General features: G+C 69.6%; 13 protein-coding genes. 9 read left to right on the top strand and 4 right to left on the bottom strand.

Going from position 1 to position 26773, the window contains the following annotated elements; translation table 11 throughout:
- The first annotated feature begins 144 nt into the window (after nucleotides 1-144).
- The gene (locus tag DWB77_RS08005) at nucleotides 145-2556 is read left to right on the top strand and encodes an MFS transporter (RefSeq protein ID WP_120720582.1); all 2412 of its coding nucleotides are present in this window, start codon (nucleotides 145-147) and stop codon (nucleotides 2554-2556) included.
- A gap of 161 nt (nucleotides 2557-2717) precedes the next feature.
- Here DWB77_RS08005 and DWB77_RS08000 read toward each other — a convergent pair whose 3' ends face one another.
- Nucleotides 2718-6656 carry an RICIN domain-containing protein gene (locus DWB77_RS08000; protein WP_120720581.1) on the bottom strand — a complete coding sequence of 1313 codons (3939 nt, stop codon included), beginning with the start codon at nucleotides 6654-6656 and terminating at the stop codon, nucleotides 2718-2720.
- Between the two features lie 258 nt (nucleotides 6657-6914).
- On the opposite strand from DWB77_RS08000, the gene DWB77_RS37655 reads away from it, so the two are divergent.
- The 5 genes from DWB77_RS37655 (at nucleotide 6915) to DWB77_RS07980 (ending at nucleotide 19972) form a co-directional block, all read left to right on the top strand.
- Nucleotides 6915-7100 (top strand): hypothetical protein, encoded by a 186-nt coding sequence (locus DWB77_RS37655; protein WP_162952469.1) that lies wholly within the window; start codon nucleotides 6915-6917, stop codon nucleotides 7098-7100.
- A gap of 654 nt (nucleotides 7101-7754) precedes the next feature.
- A complete protein-coding gene (locus DWB77_RS07995) occupies nucleotides 7755-15014 on the top strand; it encodes a polymorphic toxin-type HINT domain-containing protein (RefSeq protein ID WP_120720580.1) in 7260 nt (2419 codons plus the stop codon).
- Nucleotides 15015-15097: 83 nt separating this feature from the next.
- Complete coding sequence (locus DWB77_RS07990) at nucleotides 15098-15856, top strand: hypothetical protein (RefSeq protein ID WP_120720579.1); 759 nt, start codon at nucleotides 15098-15100, stop codon at nucleotides 15854-15856.
- A 658-nt stretch (nucleotides 15857-16514) separates the two neighbouring features.
- Nucleotides 16515-18941 (top strand): SpoIIE family protein phosphatase, encoded by a 2427-nt coding sequence (locus tag DWB77_RS07985; protein WP_120720578.1) that lies wholly within the window; start codon nucleotides 16515-16517, stop codon nucleotides 18939-18941.
- 284 nt (nucleotides 18942-19225) lie between these two features.
- Complete coding sequence (locus DWB77_RS07980; RefSeq protein ID WP_120727513.1) at nucleotides 19226-19972, top strand: class I SAM-dependent methyltransferase; 747 nt, start codon at nucleotides 19226-19228, stop codon at nucleotides 19970-19972.
- A gap of 68 nt (nucleotides 19973-20040) precedes the next feature.
- Here the strand turns inward: DWB77_RS07980 and DWB77_RS07975 are convergent, their stop codons facing one another.
- The 3 genes from DWB77_RS07975 to DWB77_RS07965 all read right to left on the bottom strand — a co-directional run bounded on the left by DWB77_RS07975 (nucleotide 20041) and on the right by DWB77_RS07965 (nucleotide 22643).
- Nucleotides 20041-20793, bottom strand: a complete 753-nt coding sequence (locus DWB77_RS07975) for a VOC family protein (protein WP_120720577.1) — start codon at nucleotides 20791-20793, stop codon at nucleotides 20041-20043.
- 188 nt (nucleotides 20794-20981) lie between these two features.
- Nucleotides 20982-21374 (bottom strand): response regulator transcription factor, encoded by a 393-nt coding sequence (locus DWB77_RS07970; RefSeq protein WP_120720576.1) that lies wholly within the window; start codon nucleotides 21372-21374, stop codon nucleotides 20982-20984.
- A gap of 486 nt (nucleotides 21375-21860) precedes the next feature.
- Nucleotides 21861-22643: an alpha/beta hydrolase gene (locus tag DWB77_RS07965; protein ID WP_246033458.1), complete on the bottom strand. Its 783-nt coding sequence runs from the start codon at nucleotides 22641-22643 to the stop codon at nucleotides 21861-21863.
- A gap of 173 nt (nucleotides 22644-22816) precedes the next feature.
- Between DWB77_RS07965 and DWB77_RS07960 the strand changes: the two genes are divergently transcribed.
- The 3 genes from DWB77_RS07960 to DWB77_RS07950 all read left to right on the top strand — a co-directional run bounded on the left by DWB77_RS07960 (nucleotide 22817) and on the right by DWB77_RS07950 (nucleotide 26752).
- Nucleotides 22817-23944, top strand: a complete 1128-nt coding sequence (locus DWB77_RS07960; RefSeq protein ID WP_246033457.1) for a hypothetical protein — start codon at nucleotides 22817-22819, stop codon at nucleotides 23942-23944.
- A 650-nt stretch (nucleotides 23945-24594) separates the two neighbouring features.
- On the top strand, nucleotides 24595-25428 hold the full coding sequence (locus tag DWB77_RS07955) for a M55 family metallopeptidase (RefSeq protein WP_120720574.1): 834 nt from the start codon (nucleotides 24595-24597) through the stop codon (nucleotides 25426-25428).
- Nucleotides 25421-26752 carry a M20/M25/M40 family metallo-hydrolase gene (locus tag DWB77_RS07950; RefSeq protein ID WP_120720573.1) on the top strand — a complete coding sequence of 444 codons (1332 nt, stop codon included), beginning with the start codon at nucleotides 25421-25423 and terminating at the stop codon, nucleotides 26750-26752. The genes DWB77_RS07955 and DWB77_RS07950 overlap by 8 nt, the downstream gene beginning before the upstream one ends.
- The last annotated feature ends 21 nt before the right edge of the window (nucleotides 26753-26773 follow it).

Here is a 26773-nt window from a genome sequence, read left to right as displayed (position 1 = left end):
CGTTCCGGCCGGTTGTGCGCCGTAGGTGCTCCCGCCAGCGCTTAAGCCCCCGGCGCACGCCTGCCGCTCCCCTCGCCCCGCTTGCCCCGGTTGTCGCCCAATGCGAGAAATGCCTCGGCGCAAGCGCGACGAGGGGAGACTTACGTGGGCGGGATCACTCTGGTGAAGGACGAGCGGGCCACCCGGCCCGCTCCGGCTCCGGCGGCGCCGCCACCGGACCAACTCCCGCCGCCACCGGCCCCGTTGGACCCCCGCCGGGTGCGCATGATCTTCCTCGGTCTGATGCTCACCCTGTTGCTCGCGGCGCTCGACCAGATGATCGTCGCGACCGCGCTGCCCAAGATCGTCGGCGATCTGCACGGACTGGACAAGGTCTCCTGGGCCGTCACCGCCTATCTCCTCGCCTCGACCATCGGGCTGCCGATCTACGGCAAGCTCGGCGACCTGTTCGGCCGCAAGCCCGTCTTCCAGTTCGCGATCGTCGTGTTCGTCGTGGGCTCGGCGCTCGCGGGCTGGTCGCACACGATGGACCAGCTCATCGCCTTCCGGGCCATGCAGGGCATCGGCGGCGGCGGACTCATGATCGGCGTGCAGGCGATCATCGCGGACATCGTGCCGCCCCGGCAGCGCGGCCGGTTCATGGGCCTGATCGGCGCCGTGTTCGGGCTCGCCTCGGTGGCCGGGCCCCTGCTCGGCGGCTTCTTCACCGACCACGCCTCCTGGCGCTGGTGCTTCTACATCAACGTGCCCTTCGGCCTGGTCACCTTCGCCGTCATCACCGTCGTACTGAAGCTCCCCAGGCCCCGCGTCCGGCCGCGCCTGGACGTGCTCGGCATGCTGCTGCTCGCCGCCGCCTCAACCTGCCTGGTTCTACTGACCAGTTGGGGCGGCACCGAGTACGCCTGGGGCTCGCGCACCATCCTGGGTCTTGCCGCGGGCGCCGCCGGAACGACCCTGCTCTTCCTGGTCGTCGAGCACCACGCCGCCGAACCTGTCATCCCCCTGCGCCTCTTCCGCGACTCGATCTTCACCCTCTCCGGGCTCGTCGGCGCGGTCATCGGCGTCGCCCTGTTCGGCGCCGCCAGCTATCTGCCGACCTTCCTCCAGATGGTCGACGGAGCCAGCGCCACCGAATCCGGGCTGCTCGTCCTGCCCATGATGGGCGGCATCGTCGGCGCCTCCATCGTCTCCGGCCAGCTCATCAGCCGCACCGGCCACTACCGTGTCTATCCCATCCTCGGCAGCGCGGTCTCCGCCGTCGGCATGTGGCTGCTCTCCCGGCTCGGCACCGACACCCCGCGCCTGGACTACAGCATCTGGATGGCCGTGCTCGGCACCGGCATCGGCCTGGTCATGCCGGTCCTGATCCTCGCCGTGCAGAACGCCGTTGACCCCGCCGACCTCGGCACCGCCACCAGCGCCAACAACTACTTCCGGCAGATCGGGGGCAGCGTCGGCGCCGCGGTCTTCGGCACCCTGTTCACCAACCGTCTCGCCCACGCCCTCACCGAACGGCTCCCGAGCGGAGCCCGGCTGCCGGACCCCGAGTCGATCACCCCGCAACTCGTGCACGCCCTGCCGCCCGAACTGCGCGACGGCTACATCCGGGCGTACGCCGACGCCATGCCCCGGATCTTCCTCTACCTCGTGCCGGTGCTCGTGCTCGGCTTCGTCCTCGCCTTCTTCCTCAAGGAGAAACCGCTGGTGTCCCAGAACGCCCCCACCGCCGAGAACTCCCCCGTGGTCGACACCGCGCCCCTGCCCCACGCCCGCACCGCCCCGGGTCCGGGCTGTGCGAGCGGCGTTCCGGTCTGCGGCACCGTCCAGCACCACGACGGGTCGATCGTGCCGCGCGCCGCCCTCACCCTCGTCGACGTCCGGGGACAGCAGGTCGGCCGCGGGGCCAGCGGCGCGGACGGACGGTACGCGCTCAGCGTGCCCGGCGCCGGCTCCTACGTCCTGATCGCGGCGGCCGGCGGACACCAGCCGCAGGCCGTAGCGGTCACCGTCGGGGAGCGCCCGGTCGACCTCGACGTGGTGCTCGGCGGCGCGGGACGCCTCGCCGGCACGGTCGTCACCGCCGACGGAAGCCCGGTCCGGGACGCCGCCGTCACCCTCACCGACGTACGCGGCGAAGTCGTCGCCAGCACCCGCAGCGGGCGCGAAGGGGCTTATGTGATCGGCGAGTTGGTGGCGGGGGAGTACACCCTGGCCGCGAGCGCACCGGCCTTCCGCCCGGCCGCGGTGCCGGTGAGCGTGCAGTCCTCCCGGGAGACCCGCCAGGACATCGAGCTCGCGGGCGGGGCGGTGCTGCGCGGCACGGTCCGCGCGGGCGGCGGCCGCCCCGTCGAGGACGCGCGGGTGACCCTGCTCGACGCCGCCGGAAACGTCGTGGACACCCTCACCACCGGCCCCGACGGCACCTTCCGCTTCGTCGACCTGTCGTCGGGCGAATACACGGTGATCGCGGCCGGGTACCCGCCGGTGGCCACGGTGTTGCAGGTCGCGGGCGGGGGGCGGACCGAGCGGGACCTTCAACTGGGGCACGAGGACTGACTGTTCAGGGCTTAATGCCGATGTGGGAGCCGGGTTCCGCGGCCGGGGTGGCCGCGCCCGGTCCGGAGCCGAGGGGCGAGCGGGCAGCAGGAGGCCGGCCGCCCCCTTCGAGGGGAACGGCCGGCCTCCCGCCAGGCTGTTGATGCGTCAGGCGGTGGTGGCTACAGGTACCAGCTCTGCGAGGGCTTGGCGTCGCCGACGCGGGCCCACTGCTGAGCGGGGGCCCCGTCGGCCTTGCTCGAGCTGTCGATCTCCAAGGTCTTGCCGCTGTTCAGGTTGGCGATGTTCCAGTTGCCCGTCGTGTCGATGGGCTTGACGGTCCACTGCTGGGTGGGGACGCCCTTGCAGGTCCACTGCTGGGCGCGGGCGCCGTCGGCGGTGTTGGAGTTGCCTATCTCCAGGCACTTCCCGCTGTTGGCGTTGACGATCTCGTAGACACCCGCAGTGGTGGTGGGACGGAACTGCCACTGTGCGCCGGCCTGCCCGACGCAGGCCCACTGCTGGGCGGGCGCTCCATCGTCCTTGCTGGAGTTGTTGATCTCCAGGCAGTAACGGCTGTTGACGTTGTGGAGGAGGCCGCCGGTCGGCACCGTGGGGGCCTTCCCGTTGTCGGGCAGTGGCAGGGGAGCGGGAAGGGACGCAGTGCCGAGGCTTGCGCTCGTCCAGGTCTGTGCGTCGATGTTCTTGCAGTCCCACAGCTGCAACTGCGTCTTGTTGGCCAGAGTGTTGTTGTTCCGGTCGATGCAGCGCTGGGCGTTGACGTTGAGGTAACTACCGTCTGCGCGTGCCTGCCACTGCTCGTTCGCGGTGCCCTTGCAGGTCATGAGCTGAAGCAGAGTGCCGTTGGTGGTGCCGCTGTTGACGGCGTCGACGCACTTGCCGAGGATGCGCAACGTGCCGTCGTCCCGGAGTTCGAGCTGCTGGGCAGCGGTCTGGTTGCAGGTGTAGATCTGGACCTTGGTGCCGTCCGTGTTCTGTCCGCCATCGGAATCGATGCAGGTGGTTGCCGAACTCGTGACGGTTACGGGGCCGCGGGCGTCAGGCGCTGTGATCGAGGCGGCGTACGGATAGACGGCGAGGTTGCTGGCGCCGCCGTACAGGCCCGCGCCCATCGGGCTCGGCGCGCCCTTGGCCTGGTAGCGGCCGAAGACGAGCGGACCGGTGGGTGCCGCGCTGTTGGCCCTGTTGTGGCTGCCGGACCCTACCAGCACCCCGTTGGCATAGAGGCTCATCCGGCCGGTGTCGGCGTTGTAGACGGCAGTGAGTCGGGTCCAGACATTGGGATCGACGCGGGCCTGGGCGTTGACCGCTTCGGTGTTGTCGTACTGCCAACTGGTGCTCGGCTTGGTCGGGTTGGTCAGCGCGAAGCGCCAGGTGCTGCCGTCGGGGTCGGGATAGACGAGGAAGTCGCTTCGCTGAGCGGTGGTGTTGTCCTGGCTGACGATCACCCCGCCGGCACCGGAAGCCTTCGCCCAGGCGCTGATGGTGAAGCTGTTGCGGGTGTCGAGGACGGATGCGTTGGTCGTGATGGTCGACTGGGGACCGTTGAACGCCGCGTAGTCGGTGCGTCGGCCGTCGACGATGCCGGTCGGCCAGCTGATGCCGACGGCGGTTGCGGGGTAGTTGCCGGTGCTACTGGCCACGGTTCCGTCGGTGGCCGGGCCGGTCAGGTTCCAGGCCGCGGTGGGCATGTTGAGATTGCCCTGCGGTGTCAGGTCCGGTGCGAGGCCGGTGACGTCCGGGTGCGGGAGCTGGCTGGTGGGAGCGGTGCCGGTGCCGTTCCAAGAGACGAGCTGCTGGTGGGCATCGACGGCCCACAGGTCCGGGATGCCGTCACCGGTGAGGTCGCCGTCGGAGCCGACGCGCGGATAGCGGGCCGGGTCGACGGTGGCGAGCAAGGTTCCCCGGCCGGGCGTGGTGAATCCGGTCAGGTCGGGAGCATCGGTCGTCCCCTTGACGGGGAGCGCGCGTATGGTCCCGTCGGCCTTGGAGCGGGCCCATAGCGTGGGCAGGTCGGTGCCCTTGGCGCGGCCCGGTGTGATGAGGTCGTAGCCGCCCCACTGCTGGTCGTTGCCGGACAGAAGGATGGCCGGGGAGTCCACTTGGTTGCCGAGTCCCGGCAGTCCCAGCCACAGCCGCCCCTTCTCCACGAAGAGCAGCGTGGTCTGGTTGAGGGCGTACTGGTTGGTTCCGGGAACCTGGTGGGCAGAGTCGCCTTGAAGGGAACCGAAGGCTGCGATCTGGGTGACCTGCGACCAGTCACTGCCGTAACCATAGTCTGCGCAAGAAATGCTCGTGGAGGCGTCGGCCTTGGCGCAGCTGGTCGGTTTGGCCATGACGGTCTTGAACTGGGCGTCGAAACGACCGCCGTCCGCGTCGTTGGGGTAGAGGTACAGAGTGCTGTCGCCCAGCTGATGGGCCATCAAGTCATCGACGGTCTTGTACCCGAGACTGCCGCGATGCGTGATCTGGGTGTTCTGCCAGCCATTGCCGGTGGGCGAGGTGTGGAATCCAGCCCGAGGATCGGTGTCGTCGACTGTCTTGAATGGTGCGTTGGGCGCGGTGTTGGGGTCCGTCCCGCCGCCGATGCGACGCAGGTCACCGGCGGAGTCGGGCAGCAGGACATCGGGAATTTTATCGCCGCTGACGTCGCCGAAGACGGGCTTGACCGGGTCGTTCGGGTTGGACGGCGCGTAGTAGCTGTAGGCCGCGGGCTGGGACATGTTGCCCGCGTCGTCCTGGGTCTGGAGGTAGACGAAGTTGGTGCCCCAGTGTGCCGGCGTGATGGTGATGTCAGCCTTGCCGCCCGTGAGTTTCACGATCCCGGCGGTGGTGTCGGTGCACTTCCAGCCGGTGGCCGCAGCCTTGACGGGGTCGGTGGCCCACCGCGCGCACGCCAGGCCGGAACTACGGCCTCCGGAGCTGGGCACCGGGTCGGTACCAGTGAGCGTGAAGGTCCCTGGCTGACCCGCGTACTTGGGTCGGGCATTGAGGGTGCCCGAGGCGGGAAAGTCGGTGGAGGCGATGGCGGCTGTCGGCGGAGTGCGGTCGACGAGGAAGTAGCAATTGCTGCTGACGTCGCTGTTGAGGGTGTAGTCCGTGGCCTGCGCCTGCCAGCCGTACCTGTGCCCGTCGATCAGGGCCCCGGTGCTGATGGTGGCATCGCCGCCGGCTGCCCAGCCGGTGGCGAAGTTGCTTGTGCTGTTGCTGTCGTCGTTGTCCCAGAGCTTGAACTTGGTGCTGATGGTCTCACCTGTGGGAGACGCAGTTGCGACGGTCATCGTGGTGTTGGCGTTGGCGCCGATCCAGCCGGCGTTGTCCCACTTGGAGCTGCACGCGGAGTACGAGCCAGTGCTTGCGAATCCGGGGGTCGGGCCGGTCCGGAGATTATTGACAGTGGGCTTGATGTCGTACGTGATGACGAGGTGGGGAGCCTGGCCCTCCTTCGAGGTGAACCGCTGGCGGTAGAGCTTCTCGTACTCGTTGTCCGGGGCGAAGGCGAACGTGAAGTTGGGCCACGCGTTGGCGACCGCGCCCCTGATCGTGTCGCGAACGCCGTAGTCGATGTCCCCGGACCCCGAAACCGACATGCTGCCGATCTTGTTGCAGCCGCCCATCACCGAGCCGGTGCCGCAGGGCTGATGGTTCCAACTGGTCGGGCTGGCTATAGATCCGGTGTCGTACAGGCCCAGGGGTGTCTTGGTGGACGGGCTGGAGGAGGCGATGATGCTTGCCTTCAGCCGGGCCTCGATGACGTAGGCGCCCTGATTATGAAGGAAGCCGCCGATGCCGACCTGGAAGTACGCGCGGGTGCGGCCGGAAGGACTGCACGGGTGCTCGGTGTCCACATACCCGCAGTAGCCCGTGGCGGGCGTGTCCTGGCCGTACTGGGTTCCGTTGTATTTGTTCGTGTCCTCGTACGCTTCCTGGACCTGGGCCCAAGCCTGAACGCCTTTGCTGTCCGTCGACGGGTTCCATCCCGGGTCGATGAACCACGGTCCCGTGCCCTGCCCGAGCACTTTGGTGTCGGGAACCAGGTCGATGCCCTGAGCGTCGGTGTGTGCCGCGACGCTCGCGACGGTAAGGCAGCCGAGTCCCACATGATCGGGCTCGGAGCTGTGAAGCGCGGCTTACCGTCGCTGTCGGCGGCTTTGAGATTGCCTGCGGCGTCCGCGCTGACCGTCAGTCCGTCGGCCATCACGTCGAGATGCAGCCTCTTGACCACAGGGTTCGCCGCCGCTTCCGCCGTGTGAACCACCAGGACCTGGCGCCAGCCTCCCAGCGGTGTGGCGGTCAGTTCGAGGTCGACGTCCGGGAGCACGTTCCGGTAGAGGGCGCTGTCGCCGTTCAGTTCCGGCTTGGGCAGGGTGAAGGGTGCTTTGAGAGCGAGCTTCCTGCCATCGCTCGTCGTCATCGTGGCCATCGCCCCGTCGCCGCCACCGGAGAACACCGTTTTGGACGGCACCACAGCAGGTGTCACCGTGCCGTCGGCGACGGCGTGCAGTGTCGTGTCGATGTTCTGCCACGTGCCGTCGGTTGTCTGAACGCGCTGTGGGGCGGCGGACGTGTCCGTGCTGAGCGTGCCGTCAGGGTTGGCCACCGTCTGTGAAGCAGGCGTGTTCAAAAAGCCGACCAGAGTCGGCTTGCCCGTGTCCTTGGCTTGTGTCCGCGCGGCATCGAGTGCTCTCTGGTCAGCGGAAGGCGGCTTCGGCGGGCTGGCCGGCCAAGAAGTGTCGGCCGGGCCGAAATCGTGGCCTCCACTGTCAGCCGCCGCCGTTGGTACGGCCAGGAAGCCCAGGCCCAGGCAGAGCGCGGCAGCTCCCGCCAGGGGCCTGAACCATGCTTTGACGGAGCGTCGGCTGCGCGAGGCGCCCGGCCTCGGTAGCCGTGCAAGGGGTGTTGATGGCCTCAAGGTGGAGGTCCTCGCTTACAGCTGTGAGCGGACAGAAAGCATGCGCACATTTCCCTCACATCGTGCACCTGTCAACCACATATCGACCGTCATGGCCGAGACGCACCAGGTGGTGACTCAAACACCCTCCGTGACATGGATCACTTAGGGGAATTCTCATGAATCGCTGTACGGATCGAACGCACGCTCCATAAGGTCCGGCTCACCCGGGCCGCGTTCGGCCCGGCGCTCTCAGCTTTCTGTGTCCTGTGGGGGGATCCAGTTGTCTCGTCGGGGTGGGTTTGCCATGCGGTCGAACGCTGGGCGATCACGCATTGCCGTGGTCGCCGCGCTCTCCGTGCTGTTCGCCGGGCTTGGGCTTCCCGTTGTCGAGGCGAAGGAGGCTCCGCCGAAGATCTGGACGCCGCCGAACACGTCCCTGCCCGAGACGCAGCCCGTCAAGGGGAGCAGTCTCAAGCCCCGAGCGGACAAGCCGGCCGCGGTGAGTGGCTGGACGCCGCCGAGTACTACGAACATGCCGTCCGGCGCGGTGACGGCGACACTGACCGACCCGCCCGCGGCCGGGCGCAGTGGTGAAACGACTCCGACGGCTCAGGTCGGCAGCCTTCCCGTGTGGATCGCTCCTGAACACAGCCCGAATCGGGCCCGCGGCAATGCAACTGACGCCCCCGCCAAGGCGGATGACGCCAAGCTGCGGGTGGAGGTGGCGGACGCGGGCAAGGCCGTGGCTACAGGCGTGAGCGGCCCATTGGTCTCGCTGACGGACAGCGGCTCCGGTCCGGCTCCCGGCAACGTCCGGGTGGCCCTGGACATCTCGGCCTGGGCCAAGACCGCGGGTGCCAACTGGGGGGACCGCGCCCGAGTCGTGCAGCTGCCGGCCTGCGCGCTGGCATCGCCCCAGGCGCCCGGGTGCAGAAAGCGCACGCCCGTGACGTCGCACCGGGACGCATCGGGACGCCTGACGGCCAACGTCGATGTGCCGTTCAGCATGGCGCGCGGCACCACCAAGTCGCCCATGGCGACATCGCTTTCCGCACCTCAGAGCGTGGTGTTGGCCGTCGAGCCGGGTCCGTCCGGCTCGACGGGTGACTACAAAGCCTCTCCGCTCAATCCTTCGGCCTCCTGGCAGGCCGGCGCGAACGCGGGCAACTTCACCTACGGCTACACCGTCGAGGTCCCGTCCGCGATCGCCGGGCCGGCCCCGAGCATCTCGCTCGGCTACGACTCCTCCTCCGTCGACGGCAAGACGGCCTCCACCAACGCGCAGGCCAGCTGGATCGGCGACGGCTGGGACTACCAACCCGGTTCCATTTCCCGTACGTACAAGAGCTGCGACGACGCCGGAGTCAAGGACTCGGGTGACGAGTGCTGGGGCGGTGACCTGCTCAATCTGTCGCTCGCCGGGCACGCGGGCCAGCTCGTGCGCGACGACAAGTCGTGCGAGTGGCACCTTCAGGGCGAGGACGGCACCAAGGTCGAGCGGCTGACCGGCCAGGCCAACGGCGCCTGGAAGGGCGAGGGCTTCAAGGTCACCACGACGGACGGCACCCAGTTCTACTTCGGCGCCAATCATCTGCCGGGCGGCGACGGCAGTGACCCGGCGGCCAACTCCGTTTCCACCGTCCCCGTCTACTGGCCCGGTGACGCCGACAAGTGCCTGGGCGCGGAGTCCCCGGCCAAGAACTCCTGGTCGCAGATGGGCTGGCAGTGGAACCTCGACTACGTCGTCGATGCGCACCAGAACCTGATCAGCTACCGGTACGCGCAGGAGGACAACTACTACGGCAAGGGTGGTGGCCAGAACAACGGCAACGGGACACCCACCCTCTACCAGCGCGGCAGTTACCCGACCTGGGTCGGCTACGGCCAGCGCCTGCCCGACCAGATCAAGGAGAAGGGCACGGGCAAACCGGCCGCTCAGGTGTGGTTCCGCACCAAGGAGCGTTGTGTGGCCGGGGGTTCGGTCACTTGTGACCCCGCGCAGCGGACCAAGGCCAACAAGACGTACTGGCCGGACAGTCCGCTAGACCAGAGCTGCGACAAGTCCGGTCAGTGCCTGACACTGTCACCCACGTTCTGGACGACCAAGCAGCTGACCCAGATCGACACCGAAGTCCTCGAGGGCTCCTCTTACCGACCGGTCGACTCCTTCGCGCTGACCCAGTCGTTCCAGGACCCCAACGACGGCACCTCCCCGTCGCTGTGGCTCGACTCCATCCGGCGCACCGGCAGCAACGGCAAGACTGCCGTACCGCTGCCGCCCGTCTCCTTCACTCCCGTCGAGATCGCCAACCGCGTCGACGGCAACGTGGTCCGTCCCGACGGCACCGAAGCCTCTGCCCCCGACTACAAGCGCCCCCGAATCCAGACGATCACGACGGAGACCGGCGGCAAGATCAACGTGATCTACCGACCGGCCGAATGCTCCCGCACCCGAAAGGCGATGCCGTCGGCCGCGGACAGCAACACGATGGCGTGCATGCCCGTCAGGTGGTATCTCCCGGGACAGTCCTATCCCGATCCGGTCGACGACTGGTTCAACAAGATCGTCGTCCAGAGCGTCACCGAGCAGGACACCTTCGCCACCGCGACCCCCAAGGTGACGGACTACGAGTACGGCGGCGGAATCGCCTGGCACCGCAACGACTCCGAGCTCACTGACGCCAAGACCCGTACCTGGGACCAGTTCCGCGGTTATGCCACGGTCACCACTCGCACCGGCAACGGCAACCTGACCGAGGCCCCGCGCACCAAGACCGTCAGCACCTACCTGCGTGGCATGGACGGTGACGTCCTGGCCAACGGCTCCAAGCGCAGCGTCGCTGTCACCGTGATACCGCCAGGGGGCACGGCCAAGACCCAGACCATCACGGACGACAATGTCCTGTCCGGCTTCGTCCGTCAGACGCAGACCTATGACCGCGACGGCGGCGACCTGATCGGCAGCGAGATCACCACGCCGTGGTTGGGCACGGTGACTGCCACCCGCGCGCAGTCCGGCGGCATGCCCGACATCACCGCCCGGGCCGTCAACACGAGCAAGGTCACCACCTACTCGAAGCTGGCCGGCGGCGACTGGCGTACCGCCGAGCGCACCTCCACCTATGACGACACGCTCGCCGTCCGCCCCGTCGAAGTCGACGACAAGAGCGATCTCGCGCACCCGGAACAGCGACTGTGCACGGCCTTCACCTACGCGGCCGGCCCGGGCGGCGCGGTCACCGCGCGGGCATCGCGCACGCTCACGCTCTCCGAAGCCTGTGGCGAGACGCCGACGGCTGCCAACACCGTGGCCGACACGCACTCCTACTTCGACAACAAGCCGCTCGGAGAATCAGGCGCGACCGGGGACCAGACCGGAACCGACATCCTTGAACGCTACGGCGCCGACGGCAAGCCGGTCTACCGCAAGAACGCCGTGGCAGCCTTCGACGCCTACGGCCGAGTCATCAGCACCACCGACCCGACCCGCACCGACGCCGGCCACCCCGACGGTGCGACCACCAGGACCGAATACTCCCCATCCACCGGTGCGCTTCCGAACCAGATCACCCACACCAACCCGCTCGGCTGGAAATCGAGCACCACCCTCGACATCGGCCGCGCTCTGCCGCTGAAGCAGACCGATGAGAACGGGCATGTCGCCGAACAGGACTACGACGCGCTCGGCCGGGTCGTTGCCGTGTGGCAGCCCGGCGCCGACCGCAGCGCGAAGGCCGCGCCCACGCGCAAGTTCTCGTACGCGATGAACGGGACCAACGCGCCGTCCAGTGTGCTGAGTCAGGCCCTGACGTCCACTGCGCCAACCTACAGTTCCACCTTCACCCTCTATGACGGCCTCGGTCGCATTCGCCAGACCCAGGCGATCCCTCCCTCGGGTGCTTTCGGCCGTACCATCACCGACGCACTGTTCGACTCGCACGGTTGGCAGACCAAGACCAGTGCGGCCTACTACAACAATGAGGCCGGACCCGCAGGGCAGTTGTTCCTGCCCAATGGGGGCGTCAATCCGGACAGCAAGATCCCGGCGCAGACCGTTCAGGTCTACGACGGCCTGGGGCGGACCACCGACACGGTCTTCCAGTCCTACGGCATCGAGCAGTGGCGTTCGAAGACCTCGTACCCGGGCGCGGACGAGACGCGTTCCACTCCGCCCAGGGGCGGCTATGCCAGCGCTTCCATCACCGACGGCAACGGCCAGACGGTGGCGCTGCGCCAGTACCAGTCCAATACGCCCACCGGCGCGTACGACGAGACGACCTACGGTTACAACGCTCAGGGCAAGGAGTTGTGGCGCAAGGACTCGGCCGGCAATCAGTGGACGTTCACCTACGACCTGCTCGGTCGCGTGGTGAAGTCCACGGACCCGGACTCCGGCACCGCGACCACCGTCTATGACGACACCAAGAACCTCGTCACCGCAACCGACGCGCGGGGCAAGAGCGCGACCACCGTCGTCGACTTGCTGGGTCGGACCACCGCGACCTACGAGGGCACAACCACCGACCCGGCCAAGCAGGTCGACGCGTTCACCTACGACACGTTGGCGCTCGGCAAGCCGACTTCCAGCACCCGCTTCGTCGGCGGAGCCGCAGGGGACGCTTACGTCTCGCAGGTGACGGGATACGACGGCGGGTACCGCCCGCTCGGCAGCAAGATCACTATTCCGGCCGTCGAGAAGGGCCTCGCCAACACCTACGAGACCAGCAACACGTATGACGCGCTCGGGCATTTGCAGACCACCAAGCTGCCGCCGGTGGCGGGCATGGCGGCTGAGACCCTGACCTACGCCGTCGACAGCGGTGGCAATATGACGATGCTGGTCGGCAAGACGGGCCTCACCGTCACGCCCTATGTAGTGGACCTGCGCTACGACCCGTATGGGCGTGCCATCCGCACCACGGTCGGCCCGACCGGGGCGCAGATCGTCTCCACCCAGGACTACGACAACTCGACGGGCCGGGTCATCCGCTCCACCCTCGACAAGCAGACGGCGCCCAACGCCAGCGTCGACGTCAGCGACTACACCTACAACCCGTTGGGCCAGGTCACCTCCGTCCGTGACGCCCAGGACGGGGTGGCCTCCGACCTCCAGTGCTTCACGCACGACTATCTCGGCCGCCTCACCCAGGCCTGGACCGACACCGGAACCCAGACCACCGCCGCGCAACCCAGCGTCCGAGGCATCGGCACCTGCGCCAACACCGATGGTCCCGCGGTGGACGCCAAGGGCAAGCCCAGCGTCGGAGGCCCGGCTCCGTACTGGCAGAAGTACACCTACGACAAGCTCGGCAACCGCAAGCAGCTGGTGAAGAAGGACGTCACCGGCGACGCGTCGAAGGACGTGACGGTCGACCAGACCTTCGGCGCCGGCCCCAACACCCCGTCCTCCGACCCGAAGACGGGCGGTGGGACCGGCGGTCCGCACGCGTTGATGTCGTCGACGGAGACCGGTCCGTCGGGTACGCAGGTGACTTCGTACTCGTACGACGCGGGCGGCAATACGACATCCATCACAAGTACTCCGGGCACCAAAGCCTTGACCTGGAACGGTCAGGGCAAGCTCGACAAGATCACCGGCACTGGTGAGAGCGCGGGTACGAGCTACCTCTACGACACCGGCGGCAACCAGCTCATCCGCCGCGACCCGGGCAAGACCACGCTCAGCCTGGGCCCCGACCAGCTGACCCTGGACACGGCCAGCGGCAAGGTCACCGACGTCCGTACCTACGCGGCCCCGGGCGGTCTCTCGGTCACCCGGACGATCGCCGACGGCAAGTCGACCCTCGCCTACCAGTCGGCCGATCCGCACGGCACGAACGGCGTCCAGCTGAACGCCTACGACCTGTCCCAAGTCCGCCGTCCCACCGACCCGTTCGGCAATGAACGCGGCACCCAGCCGACGGATGGAGCCTGGGCGGGCGACAAGGGCTTCGTCGGCGGCACCAAGGAGAAGGCCACGGGCCTGACCCTCCTGGGAGCCCGCGAGTACGACCCGAAGACGGCCCGGTTCATCAGTCCGGACCCCATAGTGGATGCGGGCGATCCTCAGCAGTGGAACGCGTACGCCTATGCCAACAACAGCCCGGTCAACCGGACTGACGCCAACGGGCTCCGCACGGCCTGTGACACGCCAAAGGAGTGTCAGGGGGTCAATCAGTACTACGCGGACAAGGCGGGCATAAAGCTGACTGTCGATCCCGGTAATGGTCCGAGTGACGGGGAAAAGCGTGCTGCGCAGGACCTGGCCGAAGCCGACACGGTGGTCACCAAGGCCAAGCAGAAACGCGATGACATCAAGAACCAGGTCATCAATCTGATCGGTGACCTGATCGGTTTCAACGACGCGCGGGACTGTTTCACCAAGGGCGACGTGATGGCTTGCGTCAACACCGCACTCAACGCCGTGCCCTGGGGCAAGATCTTCAAGGCCATCAAGGTCGGTATCAAGGCCTTCAAGATCTACAAGGAGCTCGACAAGGCCTACGACGCCATTCGTGCCGGCGAACGTGCCGCTGCCAAGGCAGCCGAGGCGATGAGTCGCGCGAAAAAGGCGGCAGCGGAAGCCAAGGCTGCGGAAAAGGCGGCAGCGAAAGCCGCCGAAGAAAAGGCTGCCAAGGAAACAGCCAGCGACGCGGCAAGTACGGAGTCGAAGTCCGCCAAGGCTGCGGATGACGCGGAAAGCAAGGGTGCCGGGGAGAGCGAGTCCACTCCAACCAACTGCAACAGCTTCCCGACCGGCACGCGAGTACTGATGGCCGACGGCACCACCAGGGCGCTGGAGTCTCTCCATATCGGCGACAAGGTGATGGCCACTGACCCCCAGACGGGCGAAACCCGACCGGAGACGGTTACCGCCACGATCACCACTCCCGACGACAAGGACTTCACCGACCTCACCCTCACCGACGAGGCGAACCCCCGCGGCCCGCCGGCGAAGATCACCTCCACCCATCACCACCCCTACTGGAGCGAGACTCGCCATCAGTGGGTGGATGCCGGTGAGCTCCACCGCGGTGAGCGACTTCGCCGGCCGAACGGGATGTCCCTGACCGTCCAGACGGTCCGCAACTTCCAGTACGCCGTTACCACCCACAACCTGACGGTCAACCAACTCCACACGTACTATGTGCTGGCGGGCGCTACGCCGTTACTCGTTCACAATTGTGATGTTTCGTTGAGTCAGGCCGAGGCGGACACGCTTCGTGTCGGTCCTCATGCCGATGAGTCGGTGCCTGCGACCGGTCCCATCGTTACCCCGGAGCAGAGTGCGGCCATGCAGGGAAGAGCGTGCCACTCTTGCGGTGGGAGCAGTCCGACGATGACGGGTGATCATCAGCCGTCTACTGGAATTGGACCGACTAGCCTTCCGCGTAGTCTGTTCCCTCACTGTGAGACATGCAGTGATATGCAAGCGGTTGCCGTGTCGAAAGCTCAGCGGATGCTGCGTAATCACGGCTATCATGATCCGACGTTTGAAGGGCTCCCGGGAATTCCGAGCGCAGCTCAGATGCTGGCGGAGCTATTGCCCGGGCATACGGGGTAGTAGGGGTTAGGTAGAGGGCGCCCGGTTAGTGTTGGTGTTGACTGAGCGCCCCATTACGGCTGAACTGGGTAACTGGCGGAGAAATGCTCATTGGTAGTGCTGAGTTCTACTTGAACCATCGCGTGGTCCGTATTGGGGCGACGGTTCCGCCGGAGGAGGATCTGGTGCTGGCCGGCGCGCCGCTGGTGGCGTCTAGAAGCCACATCCAGCTAGCTGCACGTGCGCAGATGGGTCTTGTCCGCATCAGGTTGTGGAACAGGGCCGGCCCGGCGGGATGCAGTGTCCTGTTCGAGGGAGACCTGATGCTCGACGACGGAGCCATTCAAGTCGGTGACATCCTCGGCGTGTCTCGTTTTGTGCAGAACATCGGAGCGCCTGGCGCGCATCGCATCAGGGTCGCGGTCGATGATCCCGGGGTTGCTTCCCGCGTCGATGTAGTCATCGATTCGGGATGTGACGGGCGAGCGCTGACAAGCGTGAATGGTTTGCCGTTGCCTCAGTTCGTAGTAGCCGAGAATGTCTCTCTCGGCAGATCTGATGAACTCGCGCTGATTCTTTCGGCACATGATATGCCGCACAATCGCCTCGCCGCATCGTTCAAGGTGATCAAGCTGGCCGCAGAGTCAGACCCTCTGGACCGTGTGGAGATTCTCAGAGAATTTCGAATGCGCATGGTATGCGAGTGGCTCAGGTGGCTCGCGCGAGTGGCCTCTGTGGATGTGGCGTTCGTGATGGGCAGTCATGTGTCCACACGTTTGGACGCGGCCACGATGGCAGATCTCGACCGCACTTCTGCAGCGCTTGCTGCGGAGGTGCTTGAGCGTCTCGCCGCTGACCGTTAGCAGCGCTGTGCCGCCGAGTGCTATATGCCTTTGCCGAGTCGCCCTCATTGAGCTGTGCTGGGTGGGGACGATGTGGCGTTCGACGGCAGTAATTGACGGCAACGGTCGCGCGCACGGGGTGCGTCAGGGGCGGTCAAGAGCCGCGGCGAGGGCGTCGAGGGCTTGGCGTTGGAGGTGGAGTCGGGCGTGGGCGCAGACAGTGGCGGTGACGCCGATATGGGCGTGGCCGCGAAGGTGTCGGACGGGTCCGAGGGTGTCGATGGCGTAGTGCTGGAGGCGGAGCGCACGAGGGCGTAGGGGCGATGTGGGTGGGCCCGAGGAGTCCCCCTAAGTAACGATGACGTCGACGCCCTGTCCCAGGAGCAGGGCGGCGGCGGGCCTCTGCCGCGATAAGCGGACGAAATGCCTGGGCTGGCGCGTGGTGGTCTTGACGTTGCGGACGACGTTTCGGGAGAGCTCGACCTCGCGGGCGAAGGGTGTCCCAACCGCCCGCGGGTTCGGCCGCGTTGGGCCACGAGGACTGACCTTTGGTCAGTGCGCCCGGCATGTGCGCGGGGGCGTACGCCTATTCACGGGTTGGCTCCCGCGCGGCACCGCGGACCCCGTACGGTGGAGGTACAGCCGCCGTTTCTCGCGGCGGGGAAGGAGCCTCCCACCCATGGACAGTGGTACTCCGCCGAAGCTGCCGCACCAGCTTGCCGTGGCCGGCCGGATCCCGCTCGCCGTGATCGTCGTGGACGGCGACGGCCTGGTGTCGCACTGGTCATCCGGTGCGCGCAGGCTGTTCGGTCCCGGCAGGGAGGACGCGGTCGGCCGACCCGCCGTCGATCTGCTGCCCGTCTCCGGCGCGCTGGAGCGCGGCTTCGACGACTACGACGTGTTCGACGAGTTGGGCCCCGGCCTCGACGGCCCGCTCACCGGCCGCACCGCCTACCCCAGCGCCGGCCGGGCCACCCTCAACGAACCCGGCCGCGAGCGCAGCGACGTGCTGTGGTGGGCCTATCCGCTGGTCGGACCCGGGCCCGAGCGGCTCCTTGTCCTCGCGGCCAACGCGGCCCAACTCCACCGGGAGGACGAGGACGACGACGGCTCCATCGAGCGGATAGCGCCCGGCTTCGCCCTGCACACCGACTTCCCCGGCGCCGACGAGCTCGCCCGGCGGCTGCCCGAGATCCTGCCCAGCATGAGCGTCGGCGAGAGCTCGCGCATCGTGGCCCAGGTGCTCGAACTCGGCTATCCCGTCCTGGAGTTCAGCCAGCACGACCGGGTGCCCGTCACGCCGGACTGGGGTGTGCCCCGGCGCGCCGAACACCGGCGCGGGCGGCGTCGGCACCCCATGGAGCCGGTGTCACGGGCCCAGCCGCCCGCCCCCGAGTTCGCCGCCGACCTCGAATACGCGGCGGTGCGCGAGCGGCTCGAATTCCTCAATGAGGTCAGCGGCCGCATCGGCTCCTCGCTCGACCTGTCCCGCACCATCCAGGAGGTCAGCGCCGCCGTCGTCCCCCGCTTCACCGATGTCGCGGGCACCTATCTGCGCGAACAGGTCATCGCGGGCGAGGGCTTCCCCGAAGGGCCGCCCGATGCCCGCACCCTGTGGCACCGGGTCGCCCTGGAACACGTCGACGAACCGGGCCGCTGGGACGATGTGGTGCCGGTCGGCGAGTCGATGCCGTTCCCCGCGCACACCCCGTTCTTCCAGTGCATGACGTCCGGCGAGCCCGTGCTCGTACCGAGGATCAGCGAGCAGCTGGGCACCGCCATCGCCTCGCAGTTCGACAAGCGCGACATCCGGCCGCTCATCAACGGCCGCTCCATGCTGGTGGTCCCGCTCAAGGCGCGCAACGTGGTGCTCGGATTCATGATCCTGCTGCGGCACGCCGAGCGGGCCGAGTTCAACGACATGGACCGCGTCACCGGCGCCGAACTGGCCGCGCGCGCCGGGCTCGTCCTCGACAACGCCCGGATGTACACCTACCAGGAGAGCGTCGCCGAGACCCTCCAGGACTCGATGCTGCCGCAGGTCGCCCCACGCATGGCGGGCTGCGACACGGCCACCCGCTATCTGCCCGGCACGCTGCTCGGCCGGGTCGGCGGAGACTGGTTCGACTCGATCAAACTGCCCGGTTCACGCACCGCCCTGGTGGTCGGCGACGTGATGGGCCACGGCCTCAACTCGGCCGCCATGATGGGCCAGTTGCGCACCGCCGTACAGACCATGGCCGCGCTGGACCTGCCGCCCCACCAACTCCTGCGCAACCTCGACGACTTGGCTCAGCGCCTGGGCGAGCACTACCTGGCCACCTGTCTGTACGCCGTGTACGACCCCATCGGGGGCGAACTCCTCATGGCCAACGCGGGCCATGTGCCGCCGGTGATCGTACGGTCCGCGGACGGCCGCAGCGAGCTCCTGGAACTGCCCACGGGCGCGCCGATCGGCGTGGGGGGAGTGCCCTTCGAGACGGCCCGTATCAAGGTCGAGCCCGGGGACCGGCTCGTCATGTGCACCGACGGGCTCGTCGAGGTGCGCGGTCAGGACATAGGCGTCGGCCTCGCCACGCTCTGCGAGTCGGCGGCGCACCCGGCGGCCTCCATGGACGACGCCTGCGACACGATCATCCGAGCCCTCAACACCCGGGGCGGGCGCAAGGACGACGTCGCCCTGCTCATGGCGCGGCTCAACGGCATCGCCCGCGAGGACGTCGCCCAGTGGCGGCTCGCGGTCGATGCGGCCGAGGTCGGCCGGGCCCGTCGGCTGGTCGGCGAACAGCTCGCCCGGTGGGGCCTCGCATCGGTGGCCGAGACGGTGGAGTTGCTGGTCAGCGAGGTCGTCACCAATGGCATCCGGCATGCGCACGGACATCAGGTCGAGCTGCGGCTCGTACGGACCGAGGCGCTCCTGTGCGAGGTGGTCGACGACGACCACACCCTGCCGACGCTGCTGAGCGCGGGCCCGGACGACGAGGCGGGCCGGGGTCTGCGCGTGGTCACCGCGCTCGCCCGGGAGTGGGGCACCAGCCGCACCGGCAACGGCAAGACCGTCTGGTTCGACGTGGCCCTCCCGCGCACGGCCCGCCGAGGACGCTGAGCCCCAGCCCCGGGCACCGGCCTCGAACCCCGGCCCCGCCCGGGCCTCGCGACGGTCGCACCTCGCGACCGCGACCGCGCCCGCGCCTCGCGCCCCGCGACCACGGCTGCGCCTCGCGCCCGTGCCCTCGCGAGCCGACCCGCGGCGTGCGGCGTTCACTCCGCGACGCCCTCAACTCCCGCCGGTCGAACGGTCGGTGAAGGTATGCGCCGGGTGCTTGTCCGGCGTACGCACCTCGCGGTAAACCGATCTTGACACTGTGCATGCTGCCCGGGGAGACGGTCATGAGCGTGACGAGCAAGTACCTGGACGCCTGGGAGGGGTTCTGGCGGGAGGCTCCGGACGAGGCCGGCGCGGTCCTGTGGGACGCGGAGCCGGCCCTCACCGCCGCCCGCCACCTGGCCCACTTCGCGGCCCGCATCGACCACCCCGACCTTCCGCTGGTCGACCTCGGCTGTGGCAACGGCACCCAGACCCGCTATCTCGCGGCCCGCTACGCGCGGGTGACCGGAGTCGATCTGTCCCTCGCCGCCGTTGAGCACGCCCGCAGCCAGGACCCGGACGGGGAGGCCCGGTTCGAGCAGTTGGACGCCACCGACCCCAAGGCCGTCCAGGCACTGCACGACCGGCTCGGCGACGCCAACGTGTACGTACGGGGCGTACTGCACCAGTGCGAGCCCGCCGATCGCCAACCGCTGGCCGACGCCGTCGCCACGCTGCTCGGCCGGGACGGCAGGGCCTTCGTGGTGGAGCTCGCCGAGGCCGCGAAGCCGGTCCTGATGGGCCTGGCCCAGAGTCCGCAGGGCCCTCCGCCGAAGCTGCGGCCGGTCTTCGCGCACGGCATCGCGCCGGGCGAGGTGTCCGACGCGGCGCTGGTGCGACACTTCACGGAGGCCGGTCTGAGGGTGGTCGCCGAGGGTGAACTCCCGCTCGTCACCACCGAGTACACCCCCGACGGCCGCCGCATCGAGCTGCCGTCCAGGTGGCTGGTCCTGGCCCGGCCCGCAAGCGACGGCGCCGGGGCGCACTGAGTCCGCGGGCCGCCGGGCCGGCCGTTGGTGCCGAGCGGGCCAGCCGTCGGCGCTGAGCGCCGAGCGGGTTAGCCGTCGGCGCTGAGGGTGAAGGTGGCGCCGTCGGGGTCGCTGAGACGGACCCAGGGACCGCTGGACGCGGTGCCCTCGGCGAGGACGGTTGCTCCGTGGGCGCGGGCCTTCTCGATGTGGCTGCGCGGGTCCTTGACGGCGAAGTGGGTGTGCCAGTAAGGGCGCAGACCGGGGTCGGGGGCCGCTTCCACGGCGCCCGATGCGAGCCGCGCGACGATGTGCCCGCAGTGACTCAGGAGCACTTCCTCGTGTTCGTAGCGGACCTCGCAGCAACCGGGGCGGCGGCTGGCCCAGTCCAGCACCTCGCCGTAGAAGATGGCCGCGTCGAAGGCGTCCCGGGTGTGCAGCCGGGTCCAGGCCGGTGCCCGGTCCCGCCACGCCTCCCAGTTCGTGACGAGCGGGCCCTGCCAGATGCCGAAGACGGCGCCGTCGCGGTCGGCGGCCAGCGCGCCGCGCCCCTTTTGCAGGGCGACCGGCCCCACCGCCACCGTGGCCCCGCGTTCGCGGATGCGGGCCGCGGTGATGTCGGCGTCCTCGACCGCGAAGTACGGGGTCCAGGCGACCGCGACCTGGAGGGAGGGGGCGAGGGCGCCGATCCCGGCCACCGGCACCCCGTCCGCGAGGGCCACCCGGAACTCCTCGCCGAGCGAACCGGGCCGGAACGTCCAGCCCATCACCGCGCCGTAGAAGTCGAGCGCGGCGCCCAGGTCGCGGGCCATCAGGCTCACCCAGCACGGCGCCCCGCACATGGCCGCACTCGACTCGGCCACGGGAGGCGGAACGTCCGGGGCCACGGGGTGCGCGCTGTTCGGTGACGGCGTCACGAAAACCCTCGCTCTCAGGTATTTCGGCATACCGGCACATAGACCTCATCAGTATCCCGCGCCCCACCCCCGCTCGCATGTCGGACGGGCGCGGGGCGGGCGTCGGCGCCGGGTCAGCGGTCGGGGTCGCAGCTCTCCCGGCGCCGCCCGATGGTGATCAGCGCCTCCATGAGGGAGTTCTCGTCGTCCCGGGGCGCCCGGTGCACGGCGCCCTCCTCCAGGACGTCGCCCAGCTCGGGGAAGTCCGCGGTGGCCGGAGTCGTCCGCAGGATGACACCGCTGGGCGGTGCGAGCGCGCGCAGCCCGGTGAACAGCACGGCCGGATCGCTGTCGCCGTTCATGCTCGGGTCCAGGACGGCGACGTCGGGCAGCAGGACGTGTGCCTGGGCCAGCGCGAGCCGGGGGCTCGGGGTGTGGGAGATGACGCGGAAGTGCGGGTTGCGGTGGATGTGCTCACGCAACACCACGGCTTCCTCGTCGGTGGCTACCAGCAGGACGGTGATCACGCTTCCAGCATGGGCGCCCACGCCGACCCCAGCCACGCGAGGGCGCCCGGCGTCGGGGCGGAGGCCTGTGCCTTCCGGCGTCGGGGCGGATGCCTGGGCTTCCCGGCGCCGGGACGGAGGCCTGTGGTTCCCGTCGCCGGGACGGAGACCCGTGCTTCCCGGCGTCAGGGTGGACGCCCGTGGTCGGCGTCGCCGGGGTGGATACCTGGGCTTCCCGTCGCCGGGGCGGATACCCGCGATCCCCATCGCCGGGGTGGACGCCTGGGCTTTCCGGCGTCGGGGGGGGATACCCGTGGTTCCCGGCGTCGGGGTGGACGCCTGTGGTCCGCGTCGCCGGGGTGGATACCTGGGCTTCCCGTCGACGGGGCGGATACCCGTGGTCCCCGCCGCCGGGACGGACGCCTGTGGTCCCCGCCGCCGGGACAACCGGGGCCTCGCCGTGCGCCCGCGCCCGCCGCTCGGGCGGGCACCCGTACCCCCCCGCGCTCAGGCCGACGCCGCCTCCGCGATCAGGCGGGCGGTCGCGCGCCCGGCCCGCAGGGCGTCGGCGTCGGTGGTGGGGACGCAGTGGCCGAGGCCGGCGTCGTACGAGGTCATGATGACGCCCGCGTGGTCCGTCTCCGTCTCGTGCAGGCGCGCGGGCCACTCCCGCTCGTCCAGCGCGGCGAGGAAGTCGCGGGAGTGGCGGCACTCCACCTCGGTGTCCGCCGTGCCGTGGATCAGGGTCACGGGCACCCGGCGCCCGTCGAACCCGCCCAGATCCTCCAGCGGGACGGATCCCGTGCTGCGCGCCGGGCGCCAGTAGAGGCCCGCGATGCCGACCACGGCCTTCGGGAGCCAGCCGTCCATGAGGTCCGGCCGCAACGCCGTCCCGATCGCCGCCCCCGCCCCCGCCGACCAGCCCGCCACGACGAGCCGCTCGGGGTCCGCGCCGAACCCGGCCGCGTTCTCCCGCACGTACCGCAGGGAAGCGGTCAGATGCGCACGGCCGCCGTCGGGGGCGTCGGAGCGCCAGTCCGGCACGAACACGGTCAGCCCGTGCGCGGCGGTCTCCTCGGCGAGCGGGGCGACCTCGGACCGCATGTCGGGGCCCATGCCGTGCCACAGGAGTACGGCCCGGGAAGGCGCGGGAGTGCTCTGCGGCCGGTACACGTCGAGGAGTTGGGGCGCCGCCCCACCCGTGGTGTAGGCGACGGTCCGGACGGTGCTGCTGATCGACATGGGAAAGATCCTCGGGTCGCGGGGCTCGACGCCGCTGGGCGTGATCATCACCGTAACCGTGTCTCCGGCGCGCCGGGCGCTCCTTGATTCCTCGGCCTCCCCTGGAGGGGAATTGCCCCAACTGCCCGTCATGGCCGACCTGGACGGGAATCTCCTTGGTCCGGGCGGGAGTTGAGGCACGGATGGGGCGGCGCGGGGGGTCGACCGGATACGGTGCTGCTGTGCTGATCAAGGGGCAAGAACCGGGGACGGCGCTGCTACTGGCGGCCGCCCCGGCGAACAAGGGCCGTCTCATCGACGCCGCGTCGGTGCTTCCGGGCCTGGCCGCGGTGGACCCGGGCGTGCTCACCGGCACCCCCGCGGCCACCGTCGTGGAACTCGCCGACCCGGTGGACCCGCAGACCGTGCTGACCCGGCTCCGCGCCGTGGCCACCGCGCCCGGCCCGCTGTACCTGTATCTGGCGGGCCAACTGCACGTGGACACCAGGCAGGGGCAGCTCCACCTCGCGCTCGCCCGCACGACGCGGGCGAGCCTGCGCTACACGGCCCTGCCGTGGGCCTGGCTGGTCCACGAGTTCCAGGTGCGGGCGCCCGGCACGACCACGGTGCTCGTGGACCTGGTCGCCGATCCGACGGCCTGGCAGCACATCGGTCAGGAGGGCCTCGCCGCCGGTCTTGGCGTCCGCCTCTACGGGCGGGTCGCCGCTCCCGCGCCGCGCCGGGCGATCGCGACCCCCACCTATCTGAAGACATACGCCGAGGTGTGGCGCGGCGGGGCCCGGCCGACGCTCCCCGAGCTGCACGCCTACGCCGCCGAGCAGGCCGGCCCCGCCACCGACGCGTTCGTTCTGGCCCTCGACGGGCGGCCCGCGCCCACCGTTACGGCGCCCGCGCCCGCCGGCCCGCCACAGGGCGACGACCCCCATCCGGCGATCCTCGCCGCCGCCCACGCGGGACGGCACGGCGAGGCGGCGTCGATGGCGGCGGTGTGGGAGAGCGAGGCGATGCGCGCGTACGGGCCCGGATCGCTGGAGGCGGTCCACTGGTTGGAGGTCCGCGCCGACCTGGCCCGTCTGGCCGGGGAACCGGCCCGTTCCTGCGAGTTGTGGATGGCCTCGGCCCAGGCCCGGCTCGCCCGCCGCCAGACCACCGACGACCCCGACGTCCAGGGGGCGGTGGACCGGGCGCACCACCAGTGGGAGCAACTCCGCGACGCGGACCGCGCCCGCTTCCTCGCCCCGGCCCTGGTCACCCTGCGCCGCCAGGTCCCGGGCCGGCAGCGCGGCGCGCTGGAGGCGGTACAGCGACGCCTGGAACAACTCCAGGCAGTCCCGGCCGCAGGCCGCTGAGGCACGCCGCGCAGCGTACGCATCCGCAGCCGGGGCAAGCGTCCTGCACCCTCGGGGTAAGCGCCCATACCCCCGGACTAACGCCCGTACCTCCGGGCAAGCGCCCGCACCCTCGCGGCAAACGCCCCCACCCCGGGCAAAGCGCCCACCCCACCCCGGGTAAACGCCCGCACCCCGGGTAAGCACCCGCACCCTCGGGGTAAGCACCCGCCCTCCGGGCAAACGACCCTTTCCGTCGGACCGCCGAAGCCCCCACCGCTCCAGACTCCACCCTCTACCAAGGGCGGCAGCCCCACCACATGCGACGCGGGCGCTCCTCCCAGCGGCCCGTCAGCCGCCCCGCCGCCCAGATGCGGCGTGCGCACCGTGCCGCCCAGCCCGCGCGGCGGGCCCCGGTCCGCACCGGGCCGCGTCGTGGGGCCGGATGACCGGCCCGTACCTTCGGCTTGGCCATGTCTCCAGAGTGGCGCGCCCGGTCGGCCGCCGCACACCGGGCCGTCTTCACACGGCGGGTGAGTGGGGCGAACGCGCCCGCCCCGGACCGGGGGCGGCCACTTCACCGGGGCCGCCCATCCCCGTCACAGGTGTGGACCTGTGGTGTCCGTGCGGGCCCTGGCCCGGGTATTCCTCGGCAGGTACGGTGGGGCGGCATGAAGATCCTCATCAGTGCCGACATGGAAGGCGCCACCGGAGTCACCTGGCCGGCCGACGTGCTTCCGGGGACGCCTCAGTGGGAGCGCTGCCGGGCCATGTTCACCTCGGACGTGAACGCGGCGGTGCTCGGATTCTTCGACGGGGGCGCGGACGACGTGCTCATCAACGAGGCGCACTGGTCCATGCGGAACCTGCTTCTGGAGAGACTGGACGAGCGGGCCCAGATGCTCACCGGCAAGCACAAGTCGCTTTCCATGGTGGAGGGGATCCAGCACGGCGACGTCGACGGCATCGCGTTCGTCGGCTACCACACGGGCGCCGGCACGGCCGGTGTGCTCGCCCACACCTATCTCGCCAACTCCATCACCGGGGTCTGGCTCAACGGCGCCCGCGCGAGCGAGGGCCTGCTCAACGCGCATGTCGTCGCCGAGTACGGGGTGCCCGTGGTCCTGGTGACCGGCGACGACCTCACCTGCGTCGACGCGGAGGGCTATGCGCCCGCGGCCCGCAAGGTCGCCGTCAAGGACCATGTCTCGCGGTACGCCGCGGTGTGCCGCACCCCGGCCCGTACCGCCGGTGACATCCGGGCCGCGGCCAAGGAGGCCGCCGCACTCGCGCGCAGGACCGAGCCCGTGGACGGCGGGCCGTTCACCGTGGAGATCGAGTTCGACGCCGAGCACCTGGCCGACGCGGCCACCGTGGTGCCCGGCGTGGGGCGTACGGGTGAACGGCGCGTCTCGTACACGAGTTTGACGATGTATGAGGGAATCCGCACCTTCAAGGCGGTTACGACGATCGTCTCGTCCGCGGTGGAGGAGCAGTATGGCTGAGGTGGAGACGGCCGATCAGGTGGCGCTCGACGAGGTGGTGGCCTTCACCTCCGGGCTGATCAGGATCGACACCAGCAACCGGGGCGGCGGCGACTGCCGGGAGCGCCCGGCCGCCGAATACGTCGCCGAGCGCTTGGCCGGAGCGGGCCTCGAACCCCGCATGCTGGAACGCACCGAGGGGCGTACCAACGTGGTCGCCCGGATCGAGGGCACCGACCCGTCGGCCGACGCCCTCCTCGTGCACGGGCACCTGGACGTGGTGCCCGCCGAGGCCGCCGACTGGAGCGTGCACCCCTTCTCGGGGGAGGTCCGCGACGGCGTGGTCTGGGGCCGGGGCGCGGTCGACATGAAGAACATGGACGCCATGGTCCTGGCGGTCGTACGGTCCTGGGCGCGGCACGGGGTGCGGCCCCGGCGCGACATCGTCCTCGCCTTCACGGCCGACGAGGAGGACAGCGCCGTCGACGGCGCCGGGTTCCTCACCGATCACCACCCCGAGCTGTTCGAGGGGTGCACCGAGGGCATCAGCGAGTCGGGGGGTGTCACCTTCCACGCCGGCCAGGGCATGGAGATCTACCCGATCGGGGCGGGGGAGCGCGGCACGGCCTGGCTGCGGCTCACCGCGCGGGGCCGCGCGGGGCACGGCTCCAAGGTGAACCGGGACAACGCGGTCAGCCGGCTCGCCGCCGCCGTCACCCGCATCGGCGCCCACGAGTGGCCGGTCAGGATGACCCCGACGGTCCGCGCGAGCATCATCGAACTGGCCGCGCTGCACGGCATCGACGCACACCCGGACGCAGCCGACTTCGATGCCGACGAACTGCTCGGCAAGCTCGGCCCGGCCGCCGCCCTGGTCGCGCCGGTCATCCGCAACAGCGCCAACCCGACGATGCTGAGCGCCGGTTACAAGGTCAACGTCATCCCGGGCAGCGCGACCGCGTACGTCGACGGGCGCATCCTGCCCGGCGCCGAGGCCGAATTCCACGCCACCCTGGACGAGTTGACCGGGCCCGAGGTCGACTGGGACTACTACCACGGGGGTGTGGCACTGGAGGCGCCGGTCGACTCGCCGACGTTCCAGAAGCTGAAGGCCGCCCTCGAACGGTTCGCGCCGGAAGGCCATGTGGTGCCGTACTGCATGTCGGGCGGCACCGACGCCAAACAGTTCACCCGACTCGGCATCACCGGCTACGGCTTCGCGCCGCTGCGCCTGCCGGCCGGCCTCGACTACCAGGCCCTGTTCCACGGCGTCGACGAACGGGTGCCCGTGGACGCGCTGCACTTCGGCGTCCGGGTCCTGGACCACTACCTGCGCTCCGCGTAGCCCCGAGAAAGAGTTGCCACG

This window comes from Streptomyces hundungensis, from assembly GCF_003627815.1.
Lineage (GTDB): Bacteria > Actinomycetota > Actinomycetes > Streptomycetales > Streptomycetaceae > Streptomyces > Streptomyces hundungensis_A.
This window is presented reverse-complemented; position numbering and strand designations above follow the sequence as displayed.